This window comes from Streptomyces sp. JL2001 (genome assembly GCF_050917515.1).
In the GTDB taxonomy this organism is placed as follows: Bacteria; Actinomycetota; Actinomycetes; order Streptomycetales; family Streptomycetaceae; genus Streptomyces.
On the sequence record NZ_CP169421.1, the window covers coordinates 6,138,297 to 6,157,548 of the forward strand.

At 72.4% G+C, this 19,252-nt stretch carries 16 protein-coding genes; 11 read left to right on the top strand and 5 right to left on the bottom strand.

The features are described 5' to 3' along the window. The first annotated feature begins 76 nt into the window (after positions 1-76). The 4 genes from ACE1OA_RS27420 (at position 77) to ACE1OA_RS27435 (ending at position 4,385) form a co-directional block, all read left to right on the top strand. Positions 77-595 (top strand): hypothetical protein, encoded by a 519-nt coding sequence (locus ACE1OA_RS27420; protein WP_356780119.1) that lies wholly within the window; start codon positions 77-79, stop codon positions 593-595. Then, entirely contained in the window at positions 573-1,868 is a 1,296-nt protein-coding gene (locus ACE1OA_RS27425) for an ABC transporter substrate-binding protein (RefSeq protein ID WP_432753529.1), read from the top strand. Before ACE1OA_RS27420 ends, ACE1OA_RS27425 begins: the two co-directional genes overlap by 23 nt. Before the next feature lie 68 nt (positions 1,869-1,936). Then, positions 1,937-3,217, top strand: a complete 1,281-nt coding sequence (locus ACE1OA_RS27430; RefSeq protein WP_384874721.1) for a glycosyltransferase family 4 protein — start codon at positions 1,937-1,939, stop codon at positions 3,215-3,217. A gap of 187 nt (positions 3,218-3,404) precedes the next feature. Further along, positions 3,405-4,385 carry a helix-turn-helix transcriptional regulator gene (locus ACE1OA_RS27435; protein ID WP_432753530.1) on the top strand — a complete coding sequence of 327 codons (981 nt, stop codon included), beginning with the start codon at positions 3,405-3,407 and terminating at the stop codon, positions 4,383-4,385. Here ACE1OA_RS27435 and ctaD read toward each other — a convergent pair. Continuing rightward, positions 4,330-6,036 carry an aa3-type cytochrome oxidase subunit I gene (gene ctaD, locus ACE1OA_RS27440; protein ID WP_432754101.1) on the bottom strand — a complete coding sequence of 569 codons (1,707 nt, stop codon included), beginning with the start codon at positions 6,034-6,036 and terminating at the stop codon, positions 4,330-4,332. The two genes, ACE1OA_RS27435 and ctaD, sit on opposite strands and share 56 nt — an antisense overlap. 391 nt (positions 6,037-6,427) lie before the next feature. Here ctaD and ACE1OA_RS27445 point away from each other — a divergent pair, with 391 nt between their 5' ends. After that, entirely contained in the window at positions 6,428-6,646 is a 219-nt protein-coding gene (locus tag ACE1OA_RS27445; protein WP_356603006.1) for an I78 family peptidase inhibitor, read from the top strand. Between the two features lie 112 nt (positions 6,647-6,758). Here ACE1OA_RS27445 and ACE1OA_RS27450 read toward each other — a convergent pair whose 3' ends face one another. Then, positions 6,759-7,754 carry a phosphatase PAP2 family protein gene (locus ACE1OA_RS27450; RefSeq protein WP_432753531.1) on the bottom strand — a complete coding sequence of 332 codons (996 nt, stop codon included), beginning with the start codon at positions 7,752-7,754 and terminating at the stop codon, positions 6,759-6,761. Between the two features lie 406 nt (positions 7,755-8,160). Between ACE1OA_RS27450 and ACE1OA_RS27455 the strand changes: the two genes are divergently transcribed. Both ACE1OA_RS27455 and ACE1OA_RS27460 read left to right on the top strand, forming a co-directional pair. Further along, complete coding sequence (locus ACE1OA_RS27455) at positions 8,161-9,912, top strand: MFS transporter (protein WP_356603010.1); 1,752 nt, start codon at positions 8,161-8,163, stop codon at positions 9,910-9,912. Between the two features lie 71 nt (positions 9,913-9,983). After that, positions 9,984-11,174, top strand: a complete 1,191-nt coding sequence (locus ACE1OA_RS27460) for an acyl-CoA dehydrogenase family protein (protein ID WP_356603012.1) — start codon at positions 9,984-9,986, stop codon at positions 11,172-11,174. A gap of 39 nt (positions 11,175-11,213) precedes the next feature. Here ACE1OA_RS27460 and ACE1OA_RS27465 read toward each other — a convergent pair whose 3' ends face one another. Further along, entirely contained in the window at positions 11,214-11,648 is a 435-nt protein-coding gene (locus ACE1OA_RS27465) for a cell division protein SepF (RefSeq protein ID WP_356603014.1), read from the bottom strand. Between the two features lie 309 nt (positions 11,649-11,957). On the opposite strand from ACE1OA_RS27465, the gene ACE1OA_RS27470 reads away from it, so the two are divergent. Then, positions 11,958-13,253, top strand: a complete 1,296-nt coding sequence (locus ACE1OA_RS27470) for a DUF5685 family protein (RefSeq protein WP_356603016.1) — start codon at positions 11,958-11,960, stop codon at positions 13,251-13,253. Positions 13,254-13,363: 110 nt separating this feature from the next. Here ACE1OA_RS27470 and ACE1OA_RS27475 read toward each other — a convergent pair whose 3' ends face one another. Beyond that, on the bottom strand, positions 13,364-14,461 hold the full coding sequence (locus ACE1OA_RS27475) for an ABC transporter substrate-binding protein (RefSeq protein WP_432753532.1): 1,098 nt from the start codon (positions 14,459-14,461) through the stop codon (positions 13,364-13,366). Further along, the gene (locus ACE1OA_RS27480) at positions 14,458-14,955 is read right to left on the bottom strand and encodes a GNAT family N-acetyltransferase (RefSeq protein WP_356603018.1); all 498 of its coding nucleotides are present in this window, start codon (positions 14,953-14,955) and stop codon (positions 14,458-14,460) included. Before ACE1OA_RS27480 ends, ACE1OA_RS27475 begins: the two co-directional genes overlap by 4 nt. 543 nt (positions 14,956-15,498) lie before the next feature. On the opposite strand from ACE1OA_RS27480, the gene ACE1OA_RS27485 reads away from it, so the two are divergent. From ACE1OA_RS27485 to ACE1OA_RS27495, 3 genes are all read left to right on the top strand, one after another. Then, positions 15,499-16,344 (top strand): amino acid ABC transporter permease, encoded by an 846-nt coding sequence (locus ACE1OA_RS27485; RefSeq protein ID WP_356603019.1) that lies wholly within the window; start codon positions 15,499-15,501, stop codon positions 16,342-16,344. Next, a complete protein-coding gene (locus tag ACE1OA_RS27490; protein ID WP_432753533.1) occupies positions 16,341-18,134 on the top strand; it encodes an FAD/NAD(P)-binding protein in 1,794 nt (597 codons plus the stop codon). Before ACE1OA_RS27485 ends, ACE1OA_RS27490 begins: the two co-directional genes overlap by 4 nt. Positions 18,135-18,358: 224 nt before the next feature. Beyond that, entirely contained in the window at positions 18,359-19,243 is an 885-nt protein-coding gene (locus ACE1OA_RS27495) for an amino acid ABC transporter permease (protein WP_356780136.1), read from the top strand. Positions 19,244-19,252 lie beyond the last annotated feature (9 nt).

The window sequence follows — 19,252 nt, forward strand, 5'->3', positions numbered from 1 at the left end:
TGCACTATGCCCCGAACCGGCACACCCTGGAATCATCAGGCCGCCCGGCCTGGACGGACACCCGGTGGTGAGCCAGATGGTTCTCAGGGTTCTCGGCGGACGCTCGCGCCTCGCGGCGCTCGCGGCGGTCGCCACGCTGGTGCTCGGGCCGGTGCTCGCGGGATGCGGCGACGACGAGGGCTCACCCTCGACCGCGCCCACGCCCTCCGCGTCCGTACCGCCCCCGGCGAGCGACGGGCCGGCCGACCCGGCGGCGGCCGAGGCGGAGATCACCCGGAACTGGAAGGCGTTCTTCGACCCGAAGACGCCGGTGAACGAGAAGGCGAAACTGCTGGAGAACGGCGCCGAGATGATGCCGGTCCTCGCCGCCTTCGCGGGCGACCGGAACGCGGCGATGACCTCGGCCGCGGTGAAGACCGTCGAGTTCACCTCGCCCACCGGCGCGAACGTCACCTACGACCTGCTCGTCGGCGGCGCCCCCGCCCTCCCCGACAGCAAGGGCACCGCCGTCCAGCAGAACGACGTCTGGAAGGTCTCCGTGAAGACCCTCTGCGGTCTGGTCGAGCTCAGCGGTGCGAACGTTCCGGGCTGCTGAGACGGCGGCGGCGCTCCTCCTGGCCGCGCTGCTCGCCCTGGCCACCGCCTGCGGCAGCCGGCTGCCGGAGAGCGCGTTCGAGACGCGGCCCACCGCCACCTCCCCCTCCGACGGTGAGCCGCTCCGCATCGGGATCATCAGCAGCGCCACCAGCCCCGTCGGCGGTGACGCCTTCACCGGACCGCGCGACGGCGCCCGCGCCTGGTTCGACGCCCTCAACGCCCGCGGTGGCCTGGACGGCCGCCGGGTCGAGGTCGTCACCTGCGACGACGGCGGCAGCGGCGTCGGCAACAACGAGTGCGTGCACCGGCTGATCGACGAGCGGAAGGTGTTCGCCCTGGTCGCCACGACCGCGTTCGACTACGCCGGCGCCCCGCTCGTCTCCCGGGCCGGGGTCCCCGACATCGGCGGCCAGCCGCTCACCCCCGCGTACGACACCTACCCGCACCTGTACGGGATCTACGGCAGCTCCGCGCCCCGCACCGGGGCGGCGCCCGGCTGGCACGGCGTGCTGTACGGCGGCACCGAGGTCTACCGCTGGTTCGAGCGGGAGACGGGCGCGCGCACCGCCGCCGTCGTCTCCTACAACCAGGCCGCGTCGGCCGCGTACGCGCGCCTGGTCACCCAGGGCCTGCGGGCCGAGGGCTACCGGGTCGTCGACGAGCAGGTCGACTTCGCGCTGCCCAACTTCCGCGCGGTGGCCGCCGATCTCAAGGCGCAGGGCGCGGACCTCGTCTTCGACGCCCTGGACACGCACGGCAACACCCGGCTCTGCGAAGCCATGGACGAGGTCGGCGTCCACGTCACGGCGAAGGTGACCAACGTGCAGAACTGGTCGTCCACGGTGTCCCGCGACTACGCGAAGTCACCCGTGTGCCGGAACACCCTGTGGGTGACCGGCTCCAGCCGCAACTACGCGGACGAACACCATCCCGCGGTACGGGAGTTCCGCGAGGCAATGGGGGAAGGGTCGGTCTCCCAGTGGCAGTTGGAGGGCTGGGCGGCCGCGATGTGGTTCACCGACGCGGCGCGCTCGTGCCTCGCCGAGGGCTCCCTCACCCGTGCCTGCGTCGAGCGCTTCGTCAACCGGGCGGAGCCGTACACCGCTCGTGGACTGCTGCTTCCGGTGCGCTTCGAGAGGCTGCCGGAGCCGCCGAAGACCCGTCACACCTGTCTTTCCGTGGCACGCTGGCAGGACGACCGGGGCTGGGTCACCCAGGGGGACATGGACACCGACTGCGCCACCGTCCCCCAGCTCGGCTACCGACCGTGAAGGCCGCACGGGGAGTTCAGTACAGTCACCTGCGACCACACACTTCACCGGGGGGAACCGGTAGCACGATGCGCATCTCCTTTCTGCTCCACAACGGCTACCACATCGGCGGCACCATCCGGACGACGTTCACCCTCGCCCAGGAGCTGGCGGAACGTCACGAGGTCGAGATCGTCTCGGTCTTCCGGCACCGCGACGAGCCGATCCTGGACGTGCCCGAGGGGGTGACCCTGCGTCACCTCGTCGACCTGCGGAAGAAGAGCCCGGGATACGACGGCGGGCACCCCGACTTCGCCCGGCCGGCCAAGGTCTTCCCGCGCGGCGACGGCCGCTGGAAGCAGTACAGCGCCCTCACCGACGCCCGGATCGGGGAGCATCTGCGCGCGGTCGAGGCGGACGTGGTCGTCGGCACCCGCCCCGGGCTCAACGTCCACCTCGCCAAGGAGGCCCGGCCCGGGGGCCCGGTCCTGGTCGGCCAGGAGCACCTGATCCTGGACGGACACACCTACCGCCTGCGGCGCGAGATCGGCCACCAGTACGCCCTCCTGGACGCCCTCACCACGGTCACCGAGGCCGACGCCCGCGCCTACCGGAACCGGCTGCGGCTCCCGGGCGTACGGATCGACGCCGTGCCCAACAGCGTGCCCGCGCCGAGCGTGCCGCCCGCCGACCCGGCCGCCAAGGTCGTCGTGGCGGCGGGGCGCCTGATCCCGGTCAAGCGCTACGACGTGCTCATCGACGCCTTCGCCGAGGTCGCCGCGGCCCGCCCGGACTGGAAGCTGCGGATCTACGGCACCGGCGACGCCTCCGACAACCTGAGGAAGACACTCGCCCGGCAGATCGAGCGCCGGGGGCTGGGCGGGAACGTCTTCCTGATGGGCACCGCCAACCCGATGGAACCGGAGTGGGCCAAGGGCTCGATCGCGGCCGTCACCTCGCAGCGCGAGTCCTTCGGCATGACCATCGTCGAGGCGATGCGCTGCGGCCTTCCGGTCGTCTCCACCGACTGCCCGCACGGACCCCGCGAGATCATCGAGGACGGCGTCGACGGCCGGCTGGTGCCGGTCGACGACGTGTCCGCGATCGCCGGGGCCCTGCTCGACCTCATCGACGACGACGGACTGCGGGAGAAGGCCGCGCGGGCGGCGCGCACGTCGTCGGAACGCTTCGACCCCGCCCGGATCGCCGTCCGGCACGAGGAGATCTGGACGGAGCTTGTCACCCGGGGCCACGCGGGGCGGGCCCACGGCCGCCTCGGCGACGCGCTGCACCGCGCGGCCGGCCGCGTGATCGACGCCGGCTACTCCCTGAAGGCGCGGATCGGCCGACTGGTCCGCCGCTTCCGCTGAGCACCGGCCCCTCTCGGCGGGATCATCCGGCTCCGCCGGGCGGGCCGGCCGGCAAGAGCCGGGCATGCCCGCCCGGTGCGGGTGCGGGGCCGCCCGGTGCGGCCGGCCCGTCCGGGGCGGACCGGCCCCTGTCGCGCCCCCGGATCGCGGACCGTAGCTGTCCGCGACTGCTGGCAGACTCGGCCCCATGTTGGAGACCTCCGCACGACTGCTCCGTCTGCTCTCGCTGCTGCAGGCCCACCGCGAGTGGTCGGGCGCCGACCTGGCCGACCGGCTCGGGGTCACCCCGCGGACCGTACGACGCGACGTCGACCGGCTGCGCGAGCTCGGCTACCCGGTCAACGCCAGCCCCGGCACCGGCGGCGGGTACCAGCTCGGCGCCGGTGCCGAGCTCCCGCCGCTGCTCCTCGACGACGAGGAGGCCGTCGCCGTCGCCGTCGGACTGCGCACCGCCGCCGGACAGGGCATCGAGGGCATCGGCGAGACCTCCGTACGCGCCCTGGCCAAACTGGAGCAGGTGCTGCCGGCCCGGCTGCGCCGCAGGGTCGGCGCGCTGAACGCCTTCACCGTGCCGATGCTGCGCACCCCGCGGATCCAGGTCGACCCGGCCGTCCTCACCGATCTCGCCCATGCCTGCCGGGACGGCGAACGGCTGCGCTTCGAGTACCGCGACCACACCGGTGCCACCAGCCGCCGCACCGTCGAACCGCACCGCCTGGTGTGCACCGAACGCCGCTGGTACCTCGTCGCCTGGGACGTGGACCGCGACGACTGGCGCACGTTCCGGGCCGACCGGATCGACCCGAGGCCACCGCACGGCCCGCGCTTCCCGCCGCGCGAACCGCCGGCTGAGGACCTCGCCGCCTACGTCTCGAAGGGCGTCTCGTCCTCGGCGTACGCCGCCGAGGCGACGATCCGGCTCCATGTGCCGCTGGCCGAGGCCACCCGGACGGTCGGGCCGATGGACGGCGTCCTGGAGGCCGACGGCGACGACGTCTGCCTCCTGCGCACCGGCGCGGGCAGTCTCGACTACCTGGTCTTCCACGTGACCCTGATGGGCTTGGAGTTCGAGGTGGTCGAGCCGCGGGAGCTCGACGGGCGGATGCGGGTGATCAGGGACCGGATGTCCCGGGCCCTGGACCGGGCGGGGGAGCGGCCGGCGGACTGACCCCGCTGCGTTCGAGGGCCGCGAACTCCGGGTGGTGCAGGTCGAACGCCGGCGCCTCGGAGCGGATCCGCGGGACGGAGACGAAGTTGTGGCGGGGCGGCGGGCAGGACGTCGCCCACTCCAGCGAGCGCCCGAAGCCCCAGGGGTCGTCGACGTCGACCTTCGCGCCGTACCTGGCGGTCCGCCAGACGTTGTACAGGAACGGCAGCGTGGAGATGCCGAGCAGGAAGGCGCCGATGGTCGAGATCGTGTTCAGCGTGGTGAAGCCGTCGGCGTCGAGGTAGTCGGCGTACCGCCGGGGCATGCCCTCGGCGCCCAGCCAGTGCTGCACCAGGAAGGTGGTGTGGAAGCCGACGAAGAGCGTCCAGAAGTGGATCCGCCCCAGCTGCTCGTCCAGCATCTTGCCAGTGAACTTGGGCCACCAGAAGTGGAAGCCCGCGAAGGTCGCGAACACGACCGTGCCGAAGACCGTGTAGTGGAAGTGCGCGACGACGAAGTACGAGTCGGTGACCGCGAAGTCCATCGGCGGCGAGGCCAGGATGATCCCGGTGAGCCCGCCGAAGAGGAAGGACACCAGGAATCCCACCGCCCACAGCATCGGCGTCTCGAACGAGAGCGAGCCCCGCAGCATCGTGCCGGTCCAGTTGAAGAACTTCACGCCCGTCGGTACGGCGATGAGGAAGGACAGCAGCGAGAAGAAGGGCAGCAGCACCGCCCCCGTGGCGAACATGTGGTGCGCCCACACCACCACCGAGAGGCCGGTGATCGTCATGGTGGCGGCGATCAGCGTCGCGTAACCGAAGATCGGCTTCCGGGAGAAGACCGGGATGATCTCGCTGATGATGCCGAAGAACGGCAGGGCGATGATGTAGACCTCGGGATGGCCGAAGAACCAGAAGAGGTGCTGCCACAGCAGCGCGCCGCCGTTCGCCGCGTCGAAGACCACCGAGCCGAAGCGCCGGTCGGCCTCCAGCACCAGCAGCGCCGCCGCGAGGACCGGGAACGCCATGAGCACCAGGATCGCGGTGAACAGGACGTTCCAGGTGAAGATCGGCATCCGGAACATCGTCATGCCCGGGGCCCGCATCCCGATGATCGTCGCCAGGAAGTTCACCGAGGTGAGGATGGTGCCGAAACCGGAGAGCGCCAGCCCCATGATCCACAGGTCGGCGCCGATGCCGGGGGACCGCTCCAGACCGTTCAGCGGGGCGTAGGCCGTCCACCCGAAGGCGGGGGGCCCGGTCGGCGCGAGCAGGGAGCCGACGACCATGAGGCCGCCCAGCAGGAACAGCCAGTACGAGAACATGTTCAGCCGCGGGAAGGCGACGTCCGGGGAGCCGATCTGCAACGGCACCAGTTCGTTGGCGAAGCCGGCGAAGGTCGGCGTCGCGAAGAGCAGCAGCATGATCGTGCCGTGCAGGGTGAACGCCTGGTTGAACTGCTGGTTGTCCACCAGCTGGAGCCCGGGCCGGGCCAGCTCGGCGCGCATCACCATCGCCATCAGCCCGGCGGCCAGGAAGAACAGGAACGAGGTGATCAGATAGAGGTGGCCGATCTTCTTGTGATCGGTGGTGGTGAGCCAGTCGATCAGGACCCGCCCATGACGTTGGGGCGCCGATTCGACGGCCGCGCTCGCGGTCTCGGTGCCCACCATCGCTGCCTCCGCTGGTCCGGTCGTCCGGACATGATGCGCGCGCCGGGGGAGAGATCGGCGGAGGCGAAGTCCGCGGGATGGTCCGGACGGCGGACGCTGTGCGGACCGTGTAAGGAAATCGTGAATGCCGGATCCCCGAGGTGGGCCCGTCAATTTCGCTGGCCGGGCGGGGAGACGGAATTCCGCGCACCCCTCCGGGAAGTGACGGAGGAGGCCGGGAATTGCCGGAGAATCGGCCGGAAACTGCCCGAACGAGTGACGAAGCCCGTGTCAAACATATGTCGAGAACCTGTGACACAAGCGTGACCGCCGTGGTGCACGGGCTTGCTGGGACATCTCTCGCCGGCCACGCTTCCGTCACGGTCCGGCGCCGCCTAACGTGAGGCGCATGACACCGAAGCCGACCTCTCACGAACCGACCGACGACGCCTCCCCGGACTCCTACGTGGGGCTGGACGCGGAGCGCGCCGAACAGCTCGCGAGGCGCCGCGGCTGGAACGTCGTGCGTGCGCTGCCGCCCGGATCGATCATCACCATGGAGTACCTGGAGGGGCGCATCAACTTCGAGGTGGACGGCGGGACGGTCACCCGCTGCTGGCTCGGCTGACCCCGACGGGCACGGGCCGGAGCCCTCTCCGAGGGCGACGAGGCGCCCCCGGAGACGCGGGAAGGGCCCCGGCCGGAGCCGGGGCCCTTCCCCTTTGCGGTCGTGGCGGCGCTCAGCCGCCCGTGAGGGGCCGCGAGTGGCCCGGGCGGCGACTGCCGGCCGGAGTGACCGGAGTCCGCTCGGAGCGCACCGCGTGGGCCCGGGGCGGGCTGAGCGGCGGAGCCAGTCGCCCCTCGCCGCGTCCGGCACGGCCACCGTGCACGCCGATGATCTCCCGTACCGGCTCCTCGGCCCCCGACGCGCGCGGCGGGAAGAGGGCGGGACGCGGTCCACCGGTCGCGACGGGCAGCGACGGCACCAGCCGGCGACGGGCGTGCAGCCGCTCGCGCAGCCGGTCGCGCAGCGCCAGGATCAGCTCCTCCGCCCGGGCGATCACCGGCTCGCACCAGGGCAGCGCGAGCAGGATCAGCAGGCCGGCGGCCCAGCCGAGCACCACGTCGCTCAGCCAGTGCGTGCCGAGGTAGACGGTGGTGAGGCCGACACCCAGCGCGACCACGGCGGACAGCGCCGACAGATAGCGCCGGGCCCGCGGGGTGGTCGCCAGATAGGCCAGGATTCCCCAGGTCACGACCGCGTTGGCGGTGTGTCCGGACGGAAATATATCGCCGCCGGCGAAGAGCTCGGCTGAGCCGATCTGCGTCGCGTAGTGGGGGCCGAGACGGCCGAGTCCGATCTTGACCGCGCCGACCGTGACGTTGAGCAGCAGCAGGGCGGCGCCGAGTGCCAGCAGGGGGCGCAGGGTGTGCTGGCGCCAGGAGCGCCAGCCCAGCCAGGCCGCCACCATCACGGCCGTCGGGCCGCGTTGGCCGAGGACGACGTAGTAGTCGAGGAAACCGTGGATCTCCGGCCACTGCTGGTACGGCCGGAAGAGCATGATCTTCCAGTCGAGGGTCACCAGCCCGGTGGAGAGCAGTACGGCGACGACGATCGCGAGATAGAACGCCGACGTCCCGCCGAAGAGGGCGAGACGCGTGCGGGTCATCCGCGGGACCTCTATCTTCGGCGGTTCCGGCTCCCGGTCCAGCCGGGCAAAGATGTCGGTACGCACCCAATCGACGTTACAGGGAGTGAGTACCGAGACAGGGCGATCCCGTGCCTTCGTGATGACGATGTGATGTGGAGTAGGTCTCAACGCGGCGAATATCACCATCCGAGGTCGGCTAATCCGATGACCTTCTGCCCTATTGTCGCCGGGGGTGTTTCCGGAAGTCTGTTTGTATGCCGTGGAATTGCTTCACACGGTTGTCCGAACGGAATTCCGTGCGACGCGCGGAGCGGGCGGAGTGGCGTACACCACACTCGGCGGCCCGCCGGGGTGAGAGCTGCACCACGCGCTCGGGCCCTGAACTCGCGTACGCTGACGGCTCACTCGCCCGTCGATGCCGGGCCGCCCCGAGGACACGCGCCCCGGCCGGTGCCCGCCGAGCGCGAGGGAATCACTGGGAGGTACGTACATGCAGCGGACGATCACGGCCCGAACACGGCTCCGTGCCGCGGCGGGTGGTGCCAACCGCTGGGTCGTCCTCGTCGTCCTCTGCGTCAGCCTTCTGCTGGTCGCCCTGGACGCGACCATCCTCCACGTCGCGGTCCCCTCGGTCACCGAGGACCTGCGCCCCAGCTCCACCGCCCTGCTGTGGATCGTCGACGCCTATCCACTGATCTGCGCGTCGCTCCTCATCCTCTTCGGCACGCTCGGTGACCGGGTCGGCCGGCGCCGTGTGCTGCTCATCGGTTACGCGTTGTTCGGCGTCGCCTCGGCGGTCGCCGCGCTCGCCACCGCTCCCGAGGTGCTGATCGCGGCCCGCGCCCTGCTGGGCGTCGGCGGCGCGATGATCATGCCGGCCACCCTCTCGATCCTCCGGGCGGTCTTCCCCGACCGGCGCGAGCGGGCCACCGCGATCGGGATCTGGACGGCGGTCGCCGCGGTCGGCGCCGCCACCGGCCCGGTGCTCGGCGGCTTCCTGGTCGAGCACTTCTGGTGGGGCTCGGTCTTCCTGATCAACATCCCGCTGATGGCCTTCATCCTGCCGCTGGGCCGCTGGCTGCTCCCCGAGTCGCGGGGCGCCGCCGACGGCCCCTGGGACGTGCTCGGCGCGTTGATGGCCGCGGCCGGCGTGCTGGGCGTGGTCCTCGGGGTCAAGCGCCTCGGCGCGGGCGAGAGCCTTCTTGCCTTCCCGACCGCCGCACCGCTCCTCGTCGGGGCGGCGCTGCTGGTCGTCTTCGTGCGGCGGCAGAAGCAGCGCAAGCACCCGCTGATCGACATGCGGCTCTTCTCCCGGGCCGCCTTCACCACCTCCGTCGGCTGCATCGTGCTCGCCATGCTCGCGCTGGTCGGCCTGGAGCTCATCGCGGTCCAGTACCTCCAGCTGGTCCTCGGGCTCAGCCCCCTGGAGACCGGGCTGCGGCTGCTGCCGCTCACCTTCGCGGCCATGGCGGCCGGCGCCACCGGCACGTACACCCTGCACCGGATCGGACCGCGCCGGATGGTCGGCTGGGGCTTCGTCCTCACCGCCGCCGCCGTGCTGCTGCTGGTCCTCATGGGCCAGCACGACCGGCCCCTGCTGCTCACCGTCGGTTTCGTGCTGCTCGGTTTCGGCCTGCAGACCACCCTCTTCTCCGCGTACGAGTCGATGCTCAGCGAGGCCCCGCCGGAGGGCGCGGGAGGGGCGGCCGCCATCGGCGAGACCTCCTACCAGCTCGGCGCGGGCATGGGCATCGCGCTGCTCGGCAGCGTGATGAACGCCGCCTACGGTCCCGGGCTCTCCGGCGTCCCAGGGGTGCCGGACGGCGCGAGCCGGGCCGCCGCGAACTCGCTGGGCGAGGCCTACCAGGTGGCCGACGGCCTCGGTGGGGCGGCGGGCGAGGCGCTGCACCGCGCGGCCCGGCACGCCTTCGTGCACGGCCTGCACGTGACGCTGTTCGTCAGCGCCGGGCTGCTGCTGCTCGGCGCGCTCATGGCGCTGCGGCTGCCCCGGGTCATGGAGTGCACGGTCGATCCGGAGGACCTGGCGGAGCGCCCCAGGGCGGCCGGGCCGGACGTCGCACCCGGTGCCGGCGACCGGGCCGCAGCGGCCGGTCCGGACGGCCCGGTCGAGAGGTCCGGGCAAGCCCGTACCGCAGGCCGCGGCGGGTCCGGCGAGCCCCTGCGGGTTCCCGCCACCCGTGAGCCCGTCGAGTCGGCCGGCTCTGGACGCACGGCACACTGACCCGTAACGTCGGCGCCGGTTCCTGACCGGACACCCCCTGGTCAGCGCGCGATCCGCCGGAGGCCCCCCGCATGTCCGCACCCTCGAAGCTGCCGCCCTTCGACCCGGCCGACCCGCTCGGCATCGACGACCTCCTCGACCCCGAGGACCTCGCCGTGCGGGAGACGGTCCGCGGCTGGGCCGCCGACCGGGTCCTGCCGCACATCGCCGAGTGGTACGAGCAGGGCGAGCTGCCCGCGATCCGCGAGCTGGCCCGCGAGCTCGGCTCGATCGGCGCCCTGGGCATGTCCCTGACCGGCTACGGCTGCGCGGGCGCCACCCACGTCCAGTACGGCCTGGCCTGCCTGGAGCTGGAGGCCGCCGACTCGGGCATCCGCTCCCTCGTGTCCGTGCAGGGTTCGCTCGCCATGTACGCGATCTGGAAGTTCGGCTCCGAGGAGCAGAAGCGCCAGTGGCTGCCCGGCATGGCGGCGGGCGAGATCATCGGCTGCTTCGGCCTCACCGAGCCGGACCACGGCTCGGACCCGGCCGGCATGCGCACCCACGCGAAGCGGGACGGCGACGACTGGGTGCTCAACGGCCGCAAGATGTGGATCACCAACGGCTCGGTGGCGGGCGTCGCCGTCGTCTGGGCGCAGACCGACGAGGGCATCCGCGGCTTCGTGGTCCCGACCGACGCGGCCGGATTCTCGGCGCCCGAGATCCGGCACAAGTGGTCGCTGCGCGCCAGCGTCACCAGCGAACTGGTCATGGACGACGTGCGCCTGCCGGCCGACGCCGTCCTCCCGGAGGTCGTCGGCCTGAAGGGACCGCTCAGCTGCCTCTCGCACGCCCGCTACGGCATCGTCTGGGGTGCGATGGGGGCGGCGCGGTCCTCGTTCGAGGCGGCGCTGTCGTACGCGAGGACGCGTGAGCAGTTCGGCCGGCCGATCGGCGGCTTCCAGCTCACCCAGGGCAAGCTCGCCGACATGGCGGTGGAGCTGCACAAGGGCATCCTGCTCGCCCACCACCTCGGGCGGCGGCTCGACGCCGGAAGGCTCCGCCCCGAGCAGGTCAGCTTCGGCAAGCTCAACAACGTGCGGGAGGCCATCGAGATCTGCCGGACCTCGCGCACCATCCTCGGTGCCAACGGCATCTCGCTGGAGTACCCCGTGATGCGGCACGCCACCAACCTCGAGTCCGTCCTCACCTACGAGGGCACGGTCGAGATGCACCAGCTGGTCCTGGGCAAGGCGCTCACCGGCCTGGACGCCTTCCGGTAGGCGGCGGCGCGGAAGGCCCTCCGGTGAGCGGCCCTGCCCTCAGCTCTGGTTGAAGAAACCGTCCTGCGCGCGGGACGCGGGGTCCCCGGTGACGATCTGCGTGTCGGCGGGGGTCAGCAGGAAGACCCGCGTCGCCACGCGCTCGATGGATCCGCGCAGGCCGAAGGCGAGGCCGGCGGCGAAGTCCACCACGCGCTTGGCGTCGGAGGGCTCCATGGCCGTGAGGTTCACGATGACCGGGACCCCGTCCCGGAAGAGCTCACCGATGCCCCGGGCGTCCCGGAACCCGTCCGGGGAGACGGTCGCGATCCGGCGGCCCTGCTCCTGCGCCGAGTCGGACGCCACCCGGACCCGGGGGTCCGTCACCCAGGCGTCGCCGCTCTCGGCACCCTCGGCGTACTCGTCGTCGTAGTAACGCTCGTCGTTGTCCTCGACGAGTCCCAGCCATGCACTCGCCTTGCGCACCGATCCCATGGACGCCTCCTTTCAGCGCGGTCACTTGTGGTTCCGCAATCCCTATCGTCGTCCATGATGCGGATTGCGCGCCAAGTGGATAGTCGGCGCGCGAGGGTTTCGTAACGGTACTGGTGCAGAACGTGAGGCCCGAATTCTGGCGATCAGTCAGGAATCTTGCGGTATGCGGGGCCTGACAGAGGATTGGATGGGGGTGTGCAACTCAAAATATGAAAGTCGGGCCAGAAGGGTGACGACAGGGGCGTACGGGTGAACGACCGGGCTCGGTACGATGCCTGCCGCACAGGCGCGCGAAGCACGGGGGATCACTTGTTCGGAATCGTCAGGCCCTGCACCCACCGCCTCGGGGACGGCCTCAAGACGGAGTGGATGGCCCACCTCTGCGGACTCTGTCTGGCGCTTCGTGCCGACCACGGGCAGTTCGCCCGGGTGGTCACCAACTACGACGGCCTGATCGTCTCCGTCCTGACGGAGGCTCAGACCGGCACCCGCGACGGCGCGGTGGCGGGCGGGCGCCGCACGGCGGGTCCGTGCCCGCTGCGCCAGATGAAGAGCGCCCCGGTCGCCCAGGGCGAGGGGGCCCGGCTCGCCGCGGCGGTCTCGCTGGTGCTCGCCTCCGCCAAGGTCCGCGACCACGTCGCCGACCGCGACGGTCTGCTGGCCCGCCGGCCGGTCGCCGCCGCGGCCCGCCGGGTCGCCAGGTCCTGGGACCGGGCGGGCGCGCGGACCGGGCGGGAACTCGGCTTCGACACGGCCGTCCTGGTCGACGCGGTGGACCGGCAGACCGGGATCGAGGCGCTGGCCGGCCCCGGCACGCCACTGCTGGTCGTGACCGAGCCCACGGAGACGGCGACGGCCGCGGCCTTCGCCCACACCGCGGTACTCGCCGGCCGGCCCGGGAACGTGGAGCCGCTCGCCGAGGCGGGCCGGCTCTTCGGCCGGCTCGCCCACCTGCTCGACGCCGTGGAGGACCGGGAGGCCGACGCCGCCACCGGCGCGTGGAACCCGCTCACCGCGACCGGGACCTCGCTCGACGAGGCGCGGCGGCTCGCCGACGACGCGCTGCACGGCATCCGGCTGGCGCTGCGGGACGCGGAGTTCGTCAACGGCCGGCTGGCCCACGTGCTGCTCGCGCACGAGCTGCGCAACTCCGTGGACCGCGCCTTCGGCACGACCGCCTGCGCGCACCGCGCCGGTCCGGCGGGGCATGCCGGGGACGCGATGCCGGACCCGGCGGGCGCGCACCAGCCCGGCCCCTACCAGCCGGGTCCCTACGCCCCGGGGCCGGTGCCCGGGAACCCGTACGCGCCCGGGCCGGGCGGACCCGGCGGCGGAGGCCCGTTTCCCCCGGAGCCGCCGAACCGCCGCCGAGGGCTGATCGCCGGCTGCGCGGTCTGGATGGGCCTGGCCTGCACCTGCCAGTTGTGCTGCGGCACCTACGAGGACCCCTGGAGCCGGCAGCGCAAGGAGAGCCTGTGCAGCAACTGTGACTGCAGCGGGTGCGGCGACTGCTGCAATTGCTGCAACTGCTGTGGTGGCGAGGGTGACGGCGGTGACGGAGGCTGCTGCGACGGCTGTGACTGCGGTTGCGACTGCGGCTGCTGACGGCACGTCCGGCCGCCCCGCGGCCCCGAGCACCGTGGAGCGGGGCGCCACGCGGCCCCGAGGACCGGGGAGCGGGGCGCCATGCGGCACCCCGCCCCGTACGGCCGTCGCTACTTCGTCGGCGCCGGGATCTCCGGGGGCGAGATGCGGGACTCGGCGATGGACGAGTCCGTCAGCCCCCACTTCCGCAGGATCCGGTCGTACGTGCCGTCCTTCTTGAGCCGGTTCACCGCCGCCTGGAAGGCCGGGGCCAGCGGCGTCCCCTTCTTGAAGGCGAAGCCCACGTCGAGGCGCCGGTACTCGTTGAGGAACCTCACGTTCTCCTGCTGGGTCACCGCGTAGCGCAGGCCGTTGACCGTGCTCATCAGCACGTCGCTGCGCCCCTGCTGGAGCGACATCCACTGGGCGCCCTGATCGGAGAAGCTCTGGATCGTGTAGGGCTTCTTGCCCGCCGCGGAGCACCGGGCCTTGTTCCGCTCCAGCGTCGCCTCGAAGGTCGTCCCGCCTCCCGTGGCCACGTTCAGACCGCACAGCTGGGTGAGGTCGGTGACCTTCTTCAGCGGGCTGTCCGCCCGCGCCGCGAACCCCTGGCCGTCGTTGATGTAGGTGACGAAGTCGATGGTCCGGCGCCGCTCCTCGGTCACCCCGAAGTTCCCGGTGCCGAAGTCGTACTTGCCGCTGCCCAGGGCCGGCAGGATCGCCTCCCAGCTCACCACCTCACGCGTGAGCCGGAGACCGAGGACCTTCGCCACCGCGTCCGTCAGGTCCACGTCCCCGCCGACCAGCGTGCGGCCGTCCGGGAGGTAGGCCGCGCCGGGCAGGCTGCCCGTCGACGAGGCCACCGAGACGGTGCCCCGCCGCCGTACGTCCGCCGGCAGCAGCGCGGCCGCCGCCTCGTCCTTGGTCACGGCCGAGACCACGTCGGCCGTCGGGACCGCTCCCTTCTTCGCGCCGGCCGCCCCGGCGGGCGTGGTCGCGGGGTCGCCCGTACCGCAGGCGGTGAGGGCGAGCGCGGCGGTGGTGATCAGGGCGAAGACGGCGGTGTGGCGCCGTACGCCGCCGGGGCGCGCCGCGGTGTTCCGCGGGGCGGTGGACCGTGCGCCGGCGGTCGCCGCGTCGGCGGGTCGGGTGTCGGTGGGCCGGGCGGCCTCGGAGCGCGTGCCGGCGGGCTGCGGCGTACGGGTGGGCCGGGTGCTGGTGGGGCTCATGGCTTCGGGGTCTCCAAGTGTTTCTCGAACGGCAGCGGGCCGATCGATTCCGGATCCGCCGACACGTCGAAGAGCGGGCGGTATCCGGCGGCCAGGTAGAGGCCCTTGGCCTCGGGCTGGCGCGGTCCGGTGGTCAGGAAGATGCGGGTGTATCCGGCGTCGGCCGCCTCCCGTTCGAGGACGGTCAGGACCCGCCGGGCGAGGCCGCGCCGGCGGTGCGCCGAGTGGGTCCAGATCCGCTTCAGTTCGGCGGTCCCGTCGTCGTAGCGGCGGTAGGCGCCGCCGGCGACGGGCCGGCCCTGTTCGAGCAGGAGCAGGAACGCACCCCCGGGCGCCGCGAACTCCTCGGGCGGATAGCGGTCGAGGTCGTCGGCGGAGCCGTAGCGGAGGTTGTACTCGTACGCCAGCTCGTCGAGGAGCGGGCGGGCCAAGGGGTCGTCGACCGTCGTCCGGCGCACGGACAGCGCGGACGCCGGGCTCGGGGTGAAGGTCATGGGTGTCCTTCGGGCCGCGGAGCGGGCAGGGGAGTCCAGGGCGAGGAGAGCCCGGACCGGGCGGAGGAGTTGGGCAGGGGTGACGCGGTGCGGGACGGCGGACGTCGAGACGCGACGACGTCGCGCCCGGGCAGGGCGAGGAGAGCCCGGACCGGCCGGATCAGGGCAGATCAGGCGAGGCCGAGGCAGGGCGGAGCGAGGGGAGGAAGAGCTCGACTACACAGGTGGAGACGCCGCGGAAGAGAGCGCGGGCAGGCGAAACGCAGGGGGTCGGCTCAACAGGAGGAGGACCACACGCGACCGAAGTCGATGTGGGAGCGCGTGACCAGCCATTGCTGCGAATGCATGGCCCAAGTGGAACAGGCATCCGTTTCCCCGTCAACCAGGTGAGACGTACAGCTCACAGTTCGGACACCCTTGACAGCCAACGGTGTTGACCGCATAGCCTCGAAGGGCGGATCGAGCTGAGGGGCTCGGATCCGCGCTCGTCTCCATGTGCAGGCGCACTCCCGTGTTCGATCGACGCATCCACGGAGCCTTCGCATGTCCGCGACCCTCACCAAAGCGGCCGGCCGCACCCCGGCCGCCGATCCTCCCCGCATCGTCCCCGCCCGCCGCACCGGCCAGTGGACCGCGGCCGCCGCCGTCCTCGTCCTCCTCGCGCTCGGACTCCTCTCGGTCGTCCGCAACGAGGCCTTCCAATGGGACGTCGTCGGCACGTACTTCACCTCGGCCGCCGTCCTGCGCGGTCTCGGTCTCACCCTCTGGCTGACCGCCCTCGTCATGCTCCTGGGCTTCGCGCTGGGCACCCTGCTCGCCGTGTTCAGACTCTCCGCCAACCCGGTCCTGAAGGCCGTCAGCTGGGGCTACGTCTGGTTCTTCCGTTCCACGCCGATCCTGGTCCAGCTGCTCTTCTGGTTCAACATCGGAGCCCTCTACCCGCAGATCCTCGGCATCCACACGGTCAACCTCCTCGGCCCGGTCGCCGTCGCCGTGATCGGACTGACCCTGCACGAGGCCGCGTACGCCGCCGAGGTGGTGCGCGGCGGCATCCTCTCCGTCGACCGCGGCCAGATCGAGGCGGCGCAGTCCCTCGGCCTCGGCCGACTGCGCCGGTTCTCCCGGATCGTGCTGCCCCAGGCGATGCGCTCTATCGTCCCGCCCGCCGGGAACATGCTGATCGGCACCCTCAAGGGCACCTCCATCGTCTCCGTGATCGCCGTCCAGGACCTGCTCTACTCCGTCCAGCTCGTCTACCACCGCACCTACCAGGTCGTGCCGCTGCTGCTGGTCGCCACGATCTGGTACGTCGCGGTCACCTCGGTCCTCGGCATCGGACAGCACTACGTGGAGCGGCACTACGCGCGCGGCACGGCGGGTGCGCGATGACGCCGCGAGCCGCTCTCGTCATCGTGGGAGCCGGGCCGCGGGGGACCGGACTCCTGGAGCGCGTCGCCGCCAACCTGCCCGAGCTGTACGGCGACCGGCCGCTGGACGTCCACCTCGTCGACCCCCACCCGGCCGGCGGCGGGCGCATCTGGCGCACCGGCCAGTCCCCACTGCTCTGGATGAACTCGCAGGCCGAGGACGTCACCATGTTCACCGACGAGACCGTGGAGATCGCCGGACCCGTCCGGCCGGGACCCACGCTCGCCGAGTGGGCGGGCCTCGACGGACGCACCTTCCCCAGCCGGCCCCAGCAGGGCGCCTACCTGCGCTGGGTGTACGAGGAGGCCCGCGCCGCCCTGCCGGCCTCCGTCACCGTCCACGAACACCGCACCAGCGCGGTACGGGTCAGCGGCCCGCGCGAGGGCCGCCAGCGCGTCTGGCTGGCGGACCGCTCCACACCCCTCCTGGCCGACCTCGTCGTCCTCACCATCGGGCATCTCGACGCCGAACCCGGCGAGGACCAGCGGGAACTGGCGGACTTCGCCGCCCGCCACGGACTCCTCCACCTGCCGCCCGACTTCACCGCCGACACCGACCTGTCGGCGCTCCCCGCCGGCGAACCCGTCCTCGTGCGCGGCTTCGGGCTGGCCTTCGTCGACCTGATGGTGCTGCTCACCGAGGGCCGCGGCGGACGGTACGAGAACGGGGAGTACGTGCCCTCGGGCAAGGAGCCGCTGCTCCACGTCGGATCGCGGCGAGGAGTCCCGTACCACTCCAAGATCGGCTACGCCCTGGAAGGCGAACGGCCCCCGCTGCCGCGCTTCTTCGGCCCCGCGGAGGTCGACGAGCTGCTGCGGCGGCCCGGCCCCGCCGACTTCCGGCGTGACGTGCTGCCCCTGATCGACAAGGAGCTCGGCTGGGCCCACTACCACCGGCTCCTCACCGCTCACCCCGAACGCACCGCCGCCGACCGGTCCGCCTTCGAGGAGGCGTACGCGGCCGCCGCGCCCGGCTCCGCCGAGCTCGCCGCGGTCGTCGCCGCCGCGGTGCCCGACCCCGCCGACCGGCTCGACCTCGACGCCCTCGACCATCCGCTGGACGGGCTGCGCTTCGCGTCGGGCGACGCCCTCCAGGACGCGCTGCGCCGTCACATCGGCGACGACCTGGAGCGGCGCCACGACCCCGGGCACAGCCCGGACCTGGCCGTCTTCGGCGCGCTCCTGTCGGTCTACGGCCAGCTCATCCGGCTCGGCGACACCGGCGATCCGGACAACTGGTGGCACGGGTTCTTCAGCTTCCTCGCCTCCGGGCCGCCCGGCCCCCGGCTCCGGCAGCTCCTCGCCCTGTCGCGCGCCGGGATCGTCCGCTTCCTCGGCGCCGGCACGACGGTCGAGGCCGACGAGGAACGCGGCGTCTTCCGGGCCACCTCCGCCAGCGTGCCGGGGGAGTGGACCGAGGCCCGCGCCCTGGTCGAGGCCCGGCTCCCCGACGCGACCGTCGAACTCACCGGCAGCCCGCTGCTGCGCGCCCTCCACGAGGAGGGCGCGCGGGCCACCGACGCGGGACTGCTCGCCGTCGACCCCGCCGACGGACGGATCCTGGGTCAGGACGGCCGGCCCCACCCGCGGCGCTTCGCGCTCGGCCCGCCCACCACCGCCCGGGCCGGCGGCGCCTTCACCCGGCCGCGCACCGGCGGGGTCGCCTTCCGACAGAACGACGCGACGGCGCGCACCGCGCTCGCGTTCCTGCGGGACCTCTCCTGTCGCGCCCCCCTGAGCGCGAGCGCGTGACGTCCGGCAGGTCCGGCCCCCGCCCCCGGCGGGCGCCCACCTCCTCGTAGCCCCACGGTCCCGTAGCCCCAAGTCCCTTGGCCCAAGTCCCGTGGCTCCGGGGCCCAGTGGCCCCGAAGGCTCCGGCCGTCCGCCGCCGCACGGCCACCCGATCCCGGCATCCCAGGCCCGCCCGCACCCGAGGGCGCGGCCCCCGCCTCCGCACCCCTTCCCAAGGAACCGTCATGGCCCTCACCAGCGATCCACCCCTCGACGTGGCGAAACCCCCGGCCGTCCCGGACGGAGCGGCGCTCACGGTCGTCCCCGTCCGCCACCCTTGGCGCTGGGTCGCCGTCGTCGTCACCGCCGTGCTGCTCCTGCAGTTCGCCCACGGCCTGGTCACCAACCCCGGCTGGGAGTGGGACGTCTTCGCCCGCTTCTTCAGCACCGAGACGATCCTCCACGCCGTCTGGGTCACCCTCCAGCTGACCTTCTACGGCACGGCCCTCGGCTTCGCCCTCGGCATCGTGCTCGCCTTCATGCGCCTGTCGGCCAGCCCGTTCCTGAAGGCCGTGGCCTTCGGCTACATCTGGGCGTTCCGCTCGATCCCGCTGATCGTCCAGCTGCTCTTCTGGTTCAACCTGGCCTACCTCTACGAAGAGCTGAGCTTCGGCATCCCCTTCGGGCCGTCCTTCTACTCCTTCGACACGATGGGCCTGGTCGGCGCCATGAGCGCGGCCGTCCTCGGTCTCGCCCTGCACCAGGCCGCGTACGCGGCGGAGATCGTCCGCGGCGGCGTCCTGGCCGTGGACCCCGGGCAACTGGAGGCCGCCGCCGCCCTCGGCATCCCGCGCCTGCGCCAGCTGCGCCGGATCGTCCTGCCCCAGGCGATGCGCTCGATCCTGCCCAACGCCGCCAACGAGATCATCTCGCTCTTCAAGGGCACCTCGATCGTCTCCGTGATGGCGATCGGCGAACTCTTCTACCAGGTCCAGGTCGTCTACGGCCGCAACGGACGCGTCGTCCCGCTCCTGATGGTCGCCACCGCCTGGTACGTCCTGCTGACCACCGCGCTCTCCGTCCTCCAGCACTACGTCGAACGCCACTACGCCAAGGGAGCCGTGCGATGAGCACCCCCA

Coding starts and splice junctions, on each gene's coding strand:
- ACE1OA_RS27420 (WP_356780119.1), top strand. CDS start 77: ATGGTTCTCAGGGTTCTCGGCGGACGCTCGCGCCTCGCGGCGCTCGCG.
- ACE1OA_RS27430 (WP_384874721.1), top strand. CDS start 1,937: ATGCGCATCTCCTTTCTGCTCCACAACGGCTACCACATCGGCGGCACC.
- ACE1OA_RS27435 (WP_432753530.1), top strand. CDS start 3,405: ATGTTGGAGACCTCCGCACGACTGCTCCGTCTGCTCTCGCTGCTGCAG.
- ACE1OA_RS27445 (WP_356603006.1), top strand. CDS start 6,428: ATGACACCGAAGCCGACCTCTCACGAACCGACCGACGACGCCTCCCCG.
- ACE1OA_RS27455 (WP_356603010.1), top strand. CDS start 8,161: ATGCAGCGGACGATCACGGCCCGAACACGGCTCCGTGCCGCGGCGGGT.
- ACE1OA_RS27460 (WP_356603012.1), top strand. CDS start 9,984: ATGTCCGCACCCTCGAAGCTGCCGCCCTTCGACCCGGCCGACCCGCTC.
- ACE1OA_RS27465 (WP_356603014.1), bottom strand. CDS start 11,648: ATGGGATCGGTGCGCAAGGCGAGTGCATGGCTGGGACTCGTCGAGGAC.
- ACE1OA_RS27475 (WP_432753532.1), bottom strand. CDS start 14,461: ATGAGCCCCACCAGCACCCGGCCCACCCGTACGCCGCAGCCCGCCGGC.
- ACE1OA_RS27480 (WP_356603018.1), bottom strand. CDS start 14,955: ATGACCTTCACCCCGAGCCCGGCGTCCGCGCTGTCCGTGCGCCGGACG.
- ACE1OA_RS27485 (WP_356603019.1), top strand. CDS start 15,499: ATGTCCGCGACCCTCACCAAAGCGGCCGGCCGCACCCCGGCCGCCGAT.
- ACE1OA_RS27490 (WP_432753533.1), top strand. CDS start 16,341: ATGACGCCGCGAGCCGCTCTCGTCATCGTGGGAGCCGGGCCGCGGGGG.
- ACE1OA_RS27495 (WP_356780136.1), top strand. CDS start 18,359: ATGGCCCTCACCAGCGATCCACCCCTCGACGTGGCGAAACCCCCGGCC.